General features: G+C 66.2%; 15 protein-coding genes. 10 read left to right on the top strand and 5 right to left on the bottom strand.

Annotation, left to right across the window (positions count from 1 at the left end; translation table 11 throughout):
• Positions 1-258: 258 nt before the first annotated feature.
• The gene (locus NFW05_RS05725) at positions 259-741 is read left to right on the top strand and encodes a hypothetical protein (RefSeq protein WP_295303459.1); all 483 of its coding nucleotides are present in this window, start codon (positions 259-261) and stop codon (positions 739-741) included.
• On the opposite strand, the gene NFW05_RS05720 is transcribed toward NFW05_RS05725, so the two are convergent.
• The 4 genes from NFW05_RS05720 to NFW05_RS05705 all read right to left on the bottom strand — a co-directional run bounded on the left by NFW05_RS05720 (position 738) and on the right by NFW05_RS05705 (position 2,897).
• On the bottom strand, positions 738-1,325 hold the full coding sequence (locus NFW05_RS05720; protein WP_295303456.1) for a CoA pyrophosphatase: 588 nt from the start codon (positions 1,323-1,325) through the stop codon (positions 738-740). The two genes, NFW05_RS05725 and NFW05_RS05720, sit on opposite strands and share 4 nt — an antisense overlap.
• A gap of 34 nt (positions 1,326-1,359) precedes the next feature.
• Entirely contained in the window at positions 1,360-1,623 is a 264-nt protein-coding gene (locus NFW05_RS05715; RefSeq protein ID WP_295303453.1) for a hypothetical protein, read from the bottom strand.
• 12 nt (positions 1,624-1,635) lie between these two features.
• Entirely contained in the window at positions 1,636-2,322 is a 687-nt protein-coding gene (locus tag NFW05_RS05710) for a TIGR02281 family clan AA aspartic protease (protein WP_295303450.1), read from the bottom strand.
• A 131-nt stretch (positions 2,323-2,453) separates the two neighbouring features.
• Positions 2,454-2,897, bottom strand: coding sequence for a universal stress protein (locus NFW05_RS05705; RefSeq protein WP_295303446.1), 444 nt, complete (start codon positions 2,895-2,897; stop codon positions 2,454-2,456).
• A 198-nt stretch (positions 2,898-3,095) separates the two neighbouring features.
• On the opposite strand from NFW05_RS05705, the gene NFW05_RS05700 reads away from it, so the two are divergent.
• Genes NFW05_RS05700 through NFW05_RS05685 form a run of 4 tightly spaced genes read left to right on the top strand, consistent with a single transcriptional unit; the run spans position 3,096 to position 5,500 of the window.
• Positions 3,096-3,557, top strand: a complete 462-nt coding sequence (locus tag NFW05_RS05700; RefSeq protein WP_295303444.1) for a hemerythrin domain-containing protein — start codon at positions 3,096-3,098, stop codon at positions 3,555-3,557.
• Positions 3,554-3,790 (top strand): DUF2249 domain-containing protein, encoded by a 237-nt coding sequence (locus tag NFW05_RS05695; RefSeq protein ID WP_295303441.1) that lies wholly within the window; start codon positions 3,554-3,556, stop codon positions 3,788-3,790. The genes NFW05_RS05700 and NFW05_RS05695 overlap by 4 nt, the downstream gene beginning before the upstream one ends.
• A complete protein-coding gene (locus NFW05_RS05690; protein ID WP_295303438.1) occupies positions 3,790-5,088 on the top strand; it encodes a hypothetical protein in 1,299 nt (432 codons plus the stop codon). Before NFW05_RS05695 ends, NFW05_RS05690 begins: the two co-directional genes overlap by 1 nt.
• Positions 5,089-5,107: 19 nt before the next feature.
• A complete protein-coding gene (locus NFW05_RS05685; protein WP_295303434.1) occupies positions 5,108-5,500 on the top strand; it encodes a SirB2 family protein in 393 nt (130 codons plus the stop codon).
• A gap of 112 nt (positions 5,501-5,612) precedes the next feature.
• On the opposite strand, the gene fnr is transcribed toward NFW05_RS05685, so the two are convergent.
• On the bottom strand, positions 5,613-6,332 hold the full coding sequence (gene fnr / locus NFW05_RS05680) for a fumarate/nitrate reduction transcriptional regulator Fnr (protein WP_295303689.1): 720 nt from the start codon (positions 6,330-6,332) through the stop codon (positions 5,613-5,615).
• Positions 6,333-6,452: 120 nt separating this feature from the next.
• Here fnr and hemN point away from each other — a divergent pair, with 120 nt between their 5' ends.
• The 5 genes from hemN (at position 6,453) to selD (ending at position 12,566) form a co-directional block, all read left to right on the top strand.
• Complete coding sequence (gene hemN / locus NFW05_RS05675; protein WP_295303431.1) at positions 6,453-7,850, top strand: oxygen-independent coproporphyrinogen III oxidase; 1,398 nt, start codon at positions 6,453-6,455, stop codon at positions 7,848-7,850.
• Positions 7,851-7,955: 105 nt separating this feature from the next.
• Positions 7,956-8,630, top strand: coding sequence for a sulfite exporter TauE/SafE family protein (locus NFW05_RS05670; protein ID WP_295303428.1), 675 nt, complete (start codon positions 7,956-7,958; stop codon positions 8,628-8,630).
• Positions 8,631-8,691: 61 nt separating this feature from the next.
• Positions 8,692-11,121, top strand: coding sequence for a heavy metal translocating P-type ATPase (locus NFW05_RS05665; protein WP_295303425.1), 2,430 nt, complete (start codon positions 8,692-8,694; stop codon positions 11,119-11,121).
• Between the two features lie 62 nt (positions 11,122-11,183).
• On the top strand, positions 11,184-11,399 hold the full coding sequence (locus tag NFW05_RS05660) for a heavy-metal-associated domain-containing protein (RefSeq protein WP_366918262.1): 216 nt from the start codon (positions 11,184-11,186) through the stop codon (positions 11,397-11,399).
• Positions 11,400-11,462: 63 nt separating this feature from the next.
• Positions 11,463-12,566, top strand: coding sequence for a selenide, water dikinase SelD (gene selD, locus NFW05_RS05655; protein WP_295303422.1), 1,104 nt, complete (start codon positions 11,463-11,465; stop codon positions 12,564-12,566).
• Positions 12,567-12,590 lie beyond the last annotated feature (24 nt).

Here is a 12,590-nt window from a genome sequence, read left to right as displayed (position 1 = left end):
GCCCCGCTCAGACCGGTCGACGGCAGGTCGGTGCATGATAGCAAAGGTTCGCCGCGCGAAGAGCGGCCCGTTTACCGGTATAATCGCCCCTCTGGCGACGATGACCGAGTTTCCGTTGGTCATCACCGCCGAGCGCGACGGGCAGGCGGCAGGCGGATTCCCGGAATCACCCGGCATGCCTGCCGGCATCGCGACCAGCAGGAGGCCAGGACCTCGACGCGATGCGCCTGCCCTGCTCTTCCCGAGAAGTCTTGACGCATGGAACTGTCCTCAGTATTCAACAAGACGCGAAAGGGCGTCGAGGAGATCTCGACTCGCGCGCATCGCCTGCCCTCGCGGGTACGGGCAATGCTCATCCTGGTCGATGGCCACCGCAACGGCAACGAACTGCTGGCTCTGAGCCATTCCGCCGAAGAGGGCCGGCGGCAGCTGGCCACCTTGCTCGACGGAGGCTTCGTGGAAATCGTACCCGGGCACCACGAAGGTCCGGCGCCGGGGCTTGCCGAAGAACCTCGCGATCTTCCTGATGAAGACATCAGCCTGGCCAGAAGCTATGCGGTGCACACGCTCTGGGAACTGCTCGGCGCCCACGCGGGTGGCCTGGTCGCCGACCTCGAGAAGGCCAGGACTTCACAGGACCTGCGCCAGCACGTCGGCCGGATCCGCGCCGCATTGCGCCATGCACCCGATCAGCACAAGGTCAGACAGTTCCTCGAGAAGCTGACCCTCGCGCTGGACTAGACCGCGGTACGCCTCAACGCCTGGTAGAGGGACATGATCATCCCCGCCGTCGCGCCCCAGATGAAGTAGCGCCCGTAGGGCATCGCGTAGTAGTGGCGCAGCTTGCCCCGGTAATGGAGCGAGTGCCGCTGATGATTGGCCGGATCGAGCAGGAAAGCCAGGGGCACCTCGAAGGCCTCGGCGACCTCGAAGCTGTCGAGTTGCAGGTCGAGCGGCGGCTCGACCACGCCGACGACCGGTGTCACACGGAAGCCGGTGCTCGTCCGGTACTCCGGCAGATACCCGACCACCTCGACGATCGCCGGCGAAAGGCCGATTTCTTCCGCCGCCTCACGCAGTGCCGTGTGTGCCGGAGTCGGGTCGGTCGCTTCGCGGCGTCCACCGGGAAAACTGATCTGCCCGGGATGATCCTTGAGGTGGGCCGTGCGCTGCGTGAACAGAACGGTCAGCGCCCCGGCCCGGCGAACGATCGGGAAAAGCACCGCCGCCGGCAGGAGTTCCTCGTCGCCGGCGCCGTCCTCGAGTACGAAGGGCGTTGGCCCGGGCTCGGGGTGGAGAACTCTCCGGATCAGATCGAGATCCACGCCTTCCCGCTGCGCTGCACCAACGGGCGATGACTCATTCGCCGACGCCACTTGCCTCCTCGTCGATCCCGGCAGAGACGGCAACCAGTGCGTCGCAGAGCGTCTCGTCGGGCAGTGCATTGATCGTGCTGGCCACGAGATCGGCAGGCTTGATCGCTCCCGGCGGCAGAAGCCGGCAGTCGAGGCAGGCGATCAGCGCAGCCGACGCGCCGACGACCTGGAGCAGCGTCTGCCGCTCGCCGATCAGCAGTTCGATCTCGTGGCCGAGCAGGGCCCGTCTTTTCTTGCGCTGCAGCATTCCCGACTGCTCCTAGTAACGTTTCCTCAGGGTCATCGACTCGCCGTCGCGCTTCATTTCCATCCGGTTCAGGAAGCTCATCCCGAGCAGGACGAACGGCATGTCCTGCTGATGAAGCACGGCATCGACGTTGTTCACGACGATCTCGCCGACCCTCACGGTATCGAGCTTGAGGCGCGCGGCCATCGCCTGGCCATTGGCCGTGTTGACCACGATCGTCTCGCCCCTCCCCGGGTCTATCCCGAGCCGCCGCGCCTCGTTCGCACCGAGGGCGACGAACGTCGCACCGGTATCGACGAGAAAGCGTACGGTCGTCCCGTTGATGCTGCCGGTGGTCAGGAAATGACCGCTGCCGTCGGCGGTCAGCGTCGCCGTCGCGCCCCCGGCTGGCGTCGCCGGCGAAGCAACGTTCTGACCGACACGCAGCGCCCGCCTCTTGCCATCCACGTCGATCGTCGCCGTCTCGCCATCGATCGACACGACGGTGACTCCTTCGCGAGTCGTCGTTCCGACAGCGACGGTTCTCGGCGAACCGCCGTCGATGACCAGCAAGGCCTTGCCGGGAAACACGCCCGCCAGACCGACATCGACTGCCCACACTGGCAAACCGCCGACGCCCAGCAGGCAGAGCGCCGCGAGGCGGCAGACCCTTCCTCTTCGCGCGCCCCGGTCAGCCCGAGCATCCATCGCCACGATCATTCCGCCACCTCCTTCCGGCATGCGCATTGAGCCATTGCCTGCACAAAGCGACAAGGCATTTTGCCACATTGGGGCGCCCGGACCTGAGCCGACGCCGGGCAACGCCTCCCGGGAGACGTTGCCACCCGAGCTCAGCGATAGACGAGCACCGGAATCTTCGAGTGCGTGAGCACCTTGCTGGTTTCGCTGCCGAGCAGCAGCGCGCTGAAGCCACGACGCCCATGCGAAGCCATGAAGATCAGGTCACAGCCGGCCTGGCTGGCAGCGTCGATGATCGCCTGATAGGGAACATCACTGGTCAGAGACAGGCTGCTACCCTCGACTCCCGCTTCGCGGCACAGGTCGACCACGAAATCGAGAGTCTGCCGGGCCTGCTGCTCGGCGAGCTTGGCAAACTTTTCCGGCGTCGTCGGGTCGATCAGTGCACCTTCACCGTAATAGCTCACCGGATACTCCGGCTTGGCATAGAACGCGGTGATCCGCGCGCCGGTCTCCCGTGCGAACGACACTGCCCGGCGTGCGGTTTCCTTCGACAGCTCCGAACCGTCGGTGGGGACAAGGATATGCTTGAACATGGCGCTTCCTCCGTGGTTTGATCAACCAACTATAGGCCCGGACACGTGGACCAATCTTGATCGGCGTCAAACTGTTGCTCACCCGTCGGCACACTGGAACGGACCGGCAGCGCTCGGTCGCGCCATTTGTTTGATGCTGATCAACGTACCCGGCGACGGGCCGCCCGACAATGGCCGTGTTCTTCCGTGGGATTGCCGATGCATCCGATCACTGATTTAATGGCTGGCGACCATCGCGCCTGCGACGGCCTGTTCGCCGCGGTCGAGCGAGCCGTCGCGCGCGGCGACTGGCACTGCGCAACGAACGATTTCCGCCGCTTCGCGGAAGCGATGGCGCGTCACTTCGCCGCCGAAGAGGACGCCCTGTTCCCGCTCTTCGAGCAACGAACGGGAATCTACCGTGGACCGACGCAAGTGATGCGCGGCGAGCACGGGCAGATGCGGCAACTGCTCGCTGCTGCCGAATCCGCTCTCGCCGCGCAGGACGCCGAAGACTACGCGGGCCACGCCGAGACGCTGCTGATCATGATGCAGCAGCACAATATCAAGGAAGAACACATCCTTTATCCGATGTGCGACGACCGTCTCGGCGACGAGACCGGATCGCTGCTGCCCGAACTGCAGAGGCGGACCGGTGGCGGACAGAAAGATCTTCGATGAGCCTCGGCGACCCCGACGTTCTGCTCGATGCGCGAGAACTGGAACCGCCCGAGCCACTGGTCCGCACGCTTGAGGCCCTGGAGCGGCTCGGCGCGCATGAGAAGCTCCTCGTGCTGCTCCCGCGGGAACCCTATCCGCTGTATCGCACGCTCGAGCTCAACGGTTTTTCCTGGCAGACCGAATGCAGGTCCGATGGCACGGTCGCCGTACTGATCGGCCACCGAGAGCCCTGATGCGGGCGCTGCTGTCGTTCGACCAGGCGCCTCCTCTCGCCGCACCACTCCGCTTCTTTCTGACCGCTCCGCTTTTTTCGGCACTCGCCGGACTGCTCCTGCTGCTCGCGGGTCCCCAAGTCCTGGTCTCGCGCTGGACGCCCGGAGCGCTGGCGCTGACGCACCTGATCACCGCCGGCTTCATGCTCCAGGTGATGCTCGGCGCGCTGATCCAGATCCTGCCGGTCGTCGCCGGTGCCAACCTGAAACACCCGCTGCTCGTCGCTTCGCTCGTTCATGGGACGATCACCCCCGGCGCGCTGCTCCTTTGTGCGGCATTCCTTCTCTCCGATCGGCTGACCTTCGAAGTGGCCGCGCTGCTGCTTGCGGCCGGTGTCGGCGTGTTCCTGCTGGCCGCAGGCTGCGCGCTGTATGCCGTACCGACGACCAGTCCGACGAGCAGAGGTCTCCGGCTCGCCCTGCCCGGGCTCGCGATCAGCGTCGCACTCGGGGTGCTGCTCGCCGGCGCACGGGCCGGTTCGCTGCCGCTGCCGCAGGCCACTCCGCTGCACGTCGCCTGGGGTCTGATCGGTTGGGGCGTCGTTCTGCTCGCCGTGGTCGCTTTGGTCGTCGTGCCGATGTTCCAGATGACCCCGCCCTACCCCGAGTCCTTCGCCCGCTTTTTCCCGCTGGCACTGCTCGGCATGCTCGCCGTCTGGAGCCTGGCCGAAAGCTTGTCGGGCGGCGCGCTGGCCACCGCGCTTTCTGCTTTTCCGGTCGGCGGAGTCGCCGTCTTCGCCGCACTGACCCTCGATCTCCAGCAACGCAGCCAGCGCGCCAGGATGGATGCGACACAGCATTACTGGCGGTGGGCGATGATCTGCGCACTCGCAGCCAGTGCGCTCGTCCTGGCGGCGAACGTCGTGCCGACGATCGGTGAACGTCGCGAATGGCCGCTGATCTGCGGAACGCTGGTCCTCTTCGGCGGCTTCGTCGCGGTGATGACCGGCATGCTTTACAAGATCGTCCCATTCCTCATCTGGCTCAATCTGCAGAACCTCGGTCAGGGCCGGATCCTGGCGCCGACCATGAACAGGGTAATCACCGCGAAGTCGGTAAACCAGCAGACGATCGCCCATTTCGCGGCCCTCGCCCTCCTGCTTGCCGCCAGCGTGTCGCCCGAGTGGCTCGCCCGCCCGGCCGGGCTCGCCGTACTCGTCGCCAGCGGCTGGCTGATGCTCACCCTGCTGCGCGCGACGGGCTTCCACCGGCAGCACGTCCGGCGGATTCAGGCGCTCGTCGCGAACTCCGCTGCGTAGAGCGGCCAGTGGGCCAGTGATGAGCTATGTCCTGTTGCGCCAGTTGCACATCGCCTGCGTCGTGCTCAGCGGTTGTGGCTTTGCGCTGCGCGGCCTGTGGATGCTGACCGGGTCCCCATGGCTGCACGAGCGCCCGGTCAGGGTCATCCCGCACCTCGTCGACACCGTGCTTCTCGGCAGCGCGATCGCGATGGTCGTGCTCAGCGGGCAATATCCGCTGGTCGACGGCTGGCTGACCGCCAAGCTCGTCGGCCTGCTGATCTACATCGGGCTCGGCACGATGGCCCTGAAACGGGGCCGGACCCGCGAGCAGCGCCTCGGCTACTTCGTCGGGGCGCTGCTCGCCTTTGCCTACATCGTCTCGGTCGCCGTCCTGCGCAACCCGTGGGGTCTGGTCGTCTGGCTGCGCTGACCAGCCGACGGCGTGGATGAAGGATCGCCGGCGAGATCCGGCTGGTTCCGCGCTGCGCAGCGGCTACCGGTCACCACCGGTCACCGGCAGCGACCCCGCACAGCTCCGGCGCCTAACCGCGCTGGTGGGTCATCAGCTTCTTCAGGCCAGTCGTGTTCAGGATCCGGATCTTGCGCTGATGGACGGCCAGCAGGCCATCTTCCTGGAAACGCGAGAACGCACGACTGACGGTCTCGAGCTTGAGGCCGAGATAGCTGCCGATCTCGTCCCTCGACATGCGCAGGTTGAACTCGGCAGGTGAGTAGCCGCGCGCCTTGAAGCGTTGCGACAGGTTGAGCAGGAAGGCGGCCAGGCGTTCCTCGGCGCGCATCGTGCCGAGCAGCATCATCACCCCATGATCGCGAACGATCTCGCGGCTCATCACCTTGTGGAAATGATGCTGCAGGGTATGGATCTGCCTCGACAGTCCCTCGAGGTGCGAGAACGGGATCGCGCAGACTTCGCTGTCTTCGAGGGCGATCGCGTTGCAGCTGTGCACTTCGCTGCTGATCCCGTCGAGACCGAGCAGTTCGCCAGTCATCTGGAAACCGGTGACCTGGTCGCGGCCGTCCTCGATCAGCACGTCGGTCTTGAAGAAACCGCTGCGGATCGCGTAGATGAATTCGAAAGGCTGCCCCGCCCGATACAGGTGGTCCCCGCGGCGCAGACGCCTGCGTGTCGAGACGAGTTCATCGAGCCTCTTCAGCTCTTCGGGCTGAAGACCGATCGGCAGACACAGTTCGCGGAGGCTGCAGTTGGAGCAAGCGGCTTTCACGACCTCGAGCGCAGGCATCACTTTGGTGGCACGCGCACTGGTCAACACCAGCCGGTTCACCGGACCTTGCGTTTGATCCACGTCAACCCGCCGGCAACCGTGCCATCCGATAATGGCTGCGACAAGAGCGCTGGGAAAATGGATTCCGTCACGAGCAACCTGGTTTTCGACCCGCAAATCATCCGCCGCTTCGACATAAACGGACCCCGCTACACCTCGTACCCGACGGCGGACCGCTTCGTCGAAGCGTTCGGCTCGGACGCCGCCCGGCTCTGGCTGGGCAAACGGAACATCGGCGGGATCAGCCGGCAGCTGTCATTGTACTTCCACATTCCCTTCTGCAACACCATCTGCTACTACTGCGCCTGCAACAAGATCATCACCAAGGATCACGGGCGATCGGCGAAGTACCTCAGGTACCTGGCCCGGGAACTCGCCCTGCAGAGCAGCTACCTCGAAGGTGGCGACCAGGAAGTGGCTCAGTTGCACTGGGGAGGTGGAACGCCGACCTTCCTCTCGCACGACGAGATGCGCCAGCTGATGGCTGCGACACGCCGGCACTTCACGCTGATCGACGGCGGAGAGTACTCGATCGAGGTCGATCCGCGAAAGGTCGACCGGGCGACCGTCGAACTCCTCGCCGAGCTGGGTTTCAACCGGATGAGCGTCGGCGTACAGGATTTCGACGAGCAGGTCCAGCGCGCGGTAAACCGGATTCAGAGTGAGGAGGAAACGCGTGCAGTGATCGACGCGGCGAGGGCGACGGGCTTCCGCTCGGTGAGCGTGGACCTCATCTACGGCCTTCCGAGGCAGACGGTGATCGGCTTCAACCGCACGCTCGACCGGGTCATCGAGGCCAGCCCGGATCGCCTGTCGATTTACAACTATGCGCACCTGCCGAGCCTGTTCAAGCCGCAGCGGCGGATCCTCGAGTCGGACATGCCGTCGGCGGAACAGCGCCTGCAGATTCTCGCGCTGGCCATCCGGCGGATGAGTGAAGCCGGATACATCTACATCGGCATGGATCACTTCGCCAAGCCCGACGACGAGTTGGCCGTCGCCCAGCGCCAGGGCCGCCTGCACCGGAACTTCCAGGGATACTCGACGCATTCCGACTGCGACCTGCTCGGCTTCGGGATTTCTGCGATCAGCAAGGTCGGCCCGACCTACAGCCAGAACGTCAAGACTCTCGACGAGTACTACGACCTGCTCGACTCGGGAACGCTGCCGGTGTACCGGGGGATCGAGCTCAACGCCGACGACATCCTGCGCCGTTCGATCATCCAGTCGCTGATGTGCCATTTCGAGCTGTCGATCGAATCGATCGAGATCGCCCACCTGATTGACTTCCGCAACTATTTCGCGACCGAGCTCGACGACCTTCGTGAAATGGTCGCCGCCGGCCTCGTCCGCGTGGACGACGGATGGATCACCGTTCTGCCTAAAGGCAGGATGCTCGTCCGGGCAATCTCGATGGTTTTCGACCGCTACCTGCGCGCCGACCGGCAGCGCAGCCGCTACTCGAAAGTCATCTGAGAGATCGTGAAGATCGGTCGCGCAGCAGATTCGCTCACGACCTCCGAGGCCGCGGAGAACCGTAAGAGGTAGAATCGGAGCCCCGTCGCTCTCTGCTCCCCACCGATGCCGCTGCCCGCCTATTCCGCACTGCTGCTCGTCGGCTTTCTCGGTGGAGTGCACTGCATCGGCATGTGCGGAGGCATCGTCGGTGCCCTGTCGATGGGCGCGCCTGCCTCGATCGCCATCCATCTGGCTTACAGCGCCGGGCGGTTGCTCAGTTACGCCTGTGCAGGGGCGCTCGCCGGCGGGCTCGGCGAAGCGAGCATGGCCATGGCCGGCCAGTGGCCGGTGCGTACGCTGCTCTACCTGGCGGCGAACCTGATGCTCATCGCCCTTGGCCTCCATCTGATGGGACGAAGCCAGGCAATCGTCCTGATCGAGCGCGCCGGGGCGAGGCTCTGGCACCATCTACAGCCGCTGACCCGCCGTTATCTGCCGGCGCGCAGCCTGTCTCAGGCATTCAGGCTCGGCGTGCTGTGGGGCTGGCTGCCCTGCGGCCTGGTGTATAGCGCGCTGGCCACGGCGCTGACCAGCGGCTCGGCGTGGCACGGCGCCGGACTCATGCTCGCGTTCGGGGTCGGCACCCTGCCCAATCTGCTGCTCGCGGGCTTGCTCGCCACCCGCCTCCAGGCGCGGCTGAGCGACCCAGTCGTTCGCCTTGGTTGCGGTCTGGTCATTCTCGGATTCGGCGTCTGGGGCCTGATCGGCGTAGTCGGCTTGAGCCCGCTTCCCGCATGAGCCGGAAGACGACCGGACGCGCGCCCGTCGGCTGGCCAGTCGTTCAGGCGACAGTCCGGCGATGACTGGCAAAGCCGACCGAGTGCGCGTCCTCGACCTGCCGATCAGCGGGATGAGTTGTGCCGCCTGCGCGACGCGCATCGAGAAGGTGCTCGGACAACTGCCTGGAGTCAGCGCGAACGTCAATCTGGCGAGCGGGCGCGCGCAGGTCCGCTACTCGCCGGAGGCCAGCACACCGGCCGAGGTCGTCGCGGCGATCGAACGGGCCGGCTTCGCGGTTCCTCCCCGCTCGCTCGAACTGGCCATCGAGGGGATGAGCTGTGCCGCCTGCTCGGCGCGCATCGAGAAAGTGCTCAGGCGTCTGCCAGGCGTCGAAGCTTCGGTCAACCTGGCAAACGGCCGGGCAACGGTGCGCTACGTGCCGGGACTGACGACCCCCGGCGAACTCGTCGAGACGATCGAGCGCGCCGGTTTCACCGCCCGGCCCTCGGACGTCGGCTCGCGTGAACAGGAGGCGGCCAGAAGGCTCGCCGATCAGCGCACCGAAACACGCCGCTTCTGGATCGCCGCTGCGCTGACGCTGCCGTTGATCGGCCAGATGCTGGCCATGCCCGGCACCGGCCCGGGCGAGCACGACCTGATCCCGCGGTGGATCCAGCTTCTGCTGGCCACCCCGGTGCAGTGGTGGATCGGGTTGGCTTTCCATCGGGGCGCCTGGAAGGCCCTGCGCGCAGGCGGTGCGAACATGGATGTGCTGATCACACTCGGCACGACCATGGCGTACGCGTTCAGCGTCGTCGTGACGCTCAGTGGCGCCGACCACCTGCACGTTTACTTCGAGGCGTCGGCTGCGGTGATCACCCTGGTTCTGCTCGGCAAGCTTCTCGAGGCCCGCGCGCGTGCGCGAACCGGCGAGGCGATCGAAGCGCTGATCCGCCTGCAGCCGCGCACGGCGCGCGTCGAACGCGACGGTGCGTTGATCGAACTCGACGCTGCCGCGCTGATTCCGGGGGATGTCTTCATCGTCCGCCCCGGCGAAAGCGTACCCGTCGACGGCGAGGTCATCGACGGCACGTCGAGCGTGAACGAGGCGATGCTCACCGGCGAGAGCCTGCCGCTGGTCAAGCAGCGCGGCGACCGTGTCTTCGCGGCCACGATCAATGAGCGCGGCATGCTGCGTTGCCGAGCCACCGGAGTCGGCGAACACACCCTGCTCGCCGCGATCGTTCGCCTCGTCGCCGAGGCCCAGGCTTCGAAAGCGCCGGTCCAGCGCCTCGCCGATCGCCTCTCGGCGATCTTCGTACCCATCGTCTGCGCCATCGCGTTGCTCACCTTCGCCGGGTGGTGGGCCTTCTCGGGCGTATTCAGCACGGCACTGATCAACGCCGTGGCGGTGCTGGTCATCGCCTGTCCGTGCGCGCTCGGGCTCGCCACACCGACGGCGATCATGGTCGCCACGGGACAGGCGGCGCGCGCCGGGATCCTCATCCGCAACGCTGAGGCGCTCGAACGCGCGGCCCGGGTCGGCATCCTGGCGATCGACAAGACCGGCACGCTGACCCGCGGGGAAGCCGTGCTCACCGACCGGCTGCCGCTGGCTGCGCAGGTGGACGAAGCGCTGGCTCTGGCGGCAGGACTCGAACAGGCTTCGGAGCATCCGCTGGCCCGCGCGATCCTCGATCAGATGCGAGCAGCAGACCTCGCCGTGCCCGAAGTCGAGCACTTTCGCGCGCTCCCTGGTTGGGGCGTCGAGGGCTGTATCGCTGGACGATCGCTGCGTCTCGCCGCGCCCGACGCACTGCCCGGAGCCAACTGGCCGATCGATATCGTCGACGAGTGGCGGCGCTCGGGCAGGACGGTCGTCGCGCTCGCCGAGTTCCTCGCCAGCGATGACGCTGTGACCGATCGCCCCAAAGTCGTGCCCCTCGGCCTGTTCGCCGTCGCCGATCCGCTGCGCGAAAGTTCCCCTGCCGCGCTCGACCGGCTCCGCGGACTCGGCATCCGCGTCGTCATGCTGACCGGCGATCACCCCGCCACTGCAGCAGCAGTTGCCCGTGCAGCGGGGATTGCCGAGTTCCGCGCTCGCATCCTGCCGGGCGAGAAGGCGGCGGCCATCAACGAACTGAAGAGTGGCGCGACGGTCGTCGCGATGGCTGGCGACGGCATCAACGATGCACCGGCGCTGGCTGCCGCCGACGTCAGTTTCGCCATCGGCGCGGGTACCGACGTCGCGATCGAGGTTGCCGACATCACGCTCGTGCGCAGCGACCTCAACGGAATCCCCGAGGCGATCGTCCTGTCGCGTGCGACACTGCGCAAAATCAGGCAGAATCTGTTCTGTGCGTTCGTCTACAATGTGCTCGGCATTCCTCTGGCGGCTCTGGGAATGCTCAACCCGGTCATCGCCGGGGCAGCCATGGCGATGAGTTCGCTTTCCGTGGTCTCGAACTCGTTGCTTCTGCGGCGCTGGCGCCCGCACGACAAGCGGTGAGCGCAACATCCGGATTCGGCCGGGAAGCGTCCGGCAGGGCCGGGCCGGCGCCAACCACTGGAATGACGCTGATGGACACGATCGTGCTGGAAGTGGAAGGAATGAGTTGCCAGGGCTGCGTGCGCAGCGTGACCGCAGCGCTGACCGCGCTCCCCGGCGTCGAGACCGTCACCGTATCGCTGGCCGAAGGACGGGCCAGCGTGACATTCGACCCGACCCGGGCATCCAGCGACGACCTCCGCCAGGCCATCGCCGAAGCCGGATTCGACAGCCGCTGAAGACATCCCGGCGTGCCGTCTGCTGACCCATGGCGCGCTGCCCGAGGCAAAGAAGACGAACAGATGCCCAGAAGAAAGACCCGAACCGAACCGCCTGCCTCCGCGGCCACATCAGGCGGACCGGTCAAGTTGACCCAGTTCTCCCACGGGGGTGGATGCGGGTGCAAGATCGCTCCGGCGATGCTCCAGCAGATCCTCACCAGCACTCCCGCGGCGCTGGTGCCGAGGCAGCTCCTGGTCGGTACCGAAACCAGTGACGATGCCGCCGTCTACCAGCTCAACGGCGACCAGGCGCTGGTGGCCACCACCGACTTTTTCATGCCGATCGTCGACGACGCCTTCGATTTCGGAGCGATCGCCGCGACCAACGCCCTGTCCGACGTCTATGCGATGGGCGGCGTGCCGCTGCTCGCGCTGGCGGTGGTCGGGATGCCGATCGACAAGCTGCCTCTGGAGACGATCCGGCGGATTCTCGAAGGCGGCGAGTCCGTCTGTCGGCGAGCCGGCATCCCGATCGCCGGCGGGCACAGCATCGATTCGCTCGAGCCGATCTACGGTCTCGTCGCGATCGGCGTCGTTCATCCCGATCACCTGAAACGCAATTCCGGCGCCCGACCCGGTGACAAGCTCGTCCTCGGCAAGGGGCTTGGTGTCGGCTTCCTGAGCGCGGCACTGAAGAAGGGGATGCTATCGACGCACGCCTACGAAGTGCTCGTCTCCTCGACGACGCAACTCAACACGCCGGGGCGCGCACTCGCCTGCCTCGCCGGCGTGCACGCGATGACCGACGTCACCGGCTTCGGTCTGCTCGGCCACCTCGTCGAGATCTGCAAGGCGTCGCGAGTGTCGGCAGTGATCGACTACGCAGCGCTGCCGATCCTGCCTGGCGCGCTCGACTACGGCGCGAAGGGCTGCGTGACCGGCGCCTCCGCACGCAACTGGACGAGCTACGGGGAGAGCGTGAACCTCCCGAACAAACACTTCGGTGAACTCGATCGGGCACTGTTGACCGACCCGCAGACGAGCGGCGGACTGCTGATTTCGTGCGCACCCGAGGTGGTCACCGAGGTCCTCGCGACCTTCCTTCAGGACGGTTTCGACCATGCGACGGTGATCGGCGAAGTGGGCGAAGGCAAGCCCGAAGTGACCGTCGTGCGCAGCCACTGAATCCGTGCGCCGGCAAGCGGCATC

This window comes from Accumulibacter sp., assembly GCF_023806625.1.
In the GTDB taxonomy this organism is placed as follows: domain Bacteria; phylum Pseudomonadota; class Gammaproteobacteria; order Burkholderiales; family Rhodocyclaceae; genus Accumulibacter.
The sequence above is the reverse complement of the archived record's forward strand: the minus strand, read 5'-3'. Positions and strand labels throughout refer to the sequence as shown.

Bases quoted from the DNA above. Each gene is read 5' to 3' on its own strand.
- NFW05_RS05700 (WP_295303444.1), top strand. From the start codon at position 3,096: ATGCATCCGATCACTGATTTAATGGCTGGCGACCATCGCGCCTGCGAC.
- NFW05_RS05685 (WP_295303434.1), top strand. From the start codon at position 5,108: ATGAGCTATGTCCTGTTGCGCCAGTTGCACATCGCCTGCGTCGTGCTC.
- NFW05_RS05695 (WP_295303441.1), top strand. From the start codon at position 3,554: ATGAGCCTCGGCGACCCCGACGTTCTGCTCGATGCGCGAGAACTGGAA.
- NFW05_RS05665 (WP_295303425.1), top strand. From the start codon at position 8,692: ATGACTGGCAAAGCCGACCGAGTGCGCGTCCTCGACCTGCCGATCAGC.
- hemN (WP_295303431.1), top strand. From the start codon at position 6,453: ATGGATTCCGTCACGAGCAACCTGGTTTTCGACCCGCAAATCATCCGC.
- NFW05_RS05690 (WP_295303438.1), top strand. From the start codon at position 3,790: ATGCGGGCGCTGCTGTCGTTCGACCAGGCGCCTCCTCTCGCCGCACCA.
- NFW05_RS05710 (WP_295303450.1), bottom strand. From the start codon at position 2,322: ATGATCGTGGCGATGGATGCTCGGGCTGACCGGGGCGCGCGAAGAGGA.
- NFW05_RS05670 (WP_295303428.1), top strand. From the start codon at position 7,956: ATGCCGCTGCCCGCCTATTCCGCACTGCTGCTCGTCGGCTTTCTCGGT.
- fnr (WP_295303689.1), bottom strand. From the start codon at position 6,332: ATGCCTGCGCTCGAGGTCGTGAAAGCCGCTTGCTCCAACTGCAGCCTC.
- NFW05_RS05715 (WP_295303453.1), bottom strand. From the start codon at position 1,623: ATGCTGCAGCGCAAGAAAAGACGGGCCCTGCTCGGCCACGAGATCGAA.
- NFW05_RS05660 (WP_366918262.1), top strand. From the start codon at position 11,184: ATGACGCTGATGGACACGATCGTGCTGGAAGTGGAAGGAATGAGTTGC.
- selD (WP_295303422.1), top strand. From the start codon at position 11,463: ATGCCCAGAAGAAAGACCCGAACCGAACCGCCTGCCTCCGCGGCCACA.
- NFW05_RS05725 (WP_295303459.1), top strand. From the start codon at position 259: ATGGAACTGTCCTCAGTATTCAACAAGACGCGAAAGGGCGTCGAGGAG.
- NFW05_RS05705 (WP_295303446.1), bottom strand. From the start codon at position 2,897: ATGTTCAAGCATATCCTTGTCCCCACCGACGGTTCGGAGCTGTCGAAG.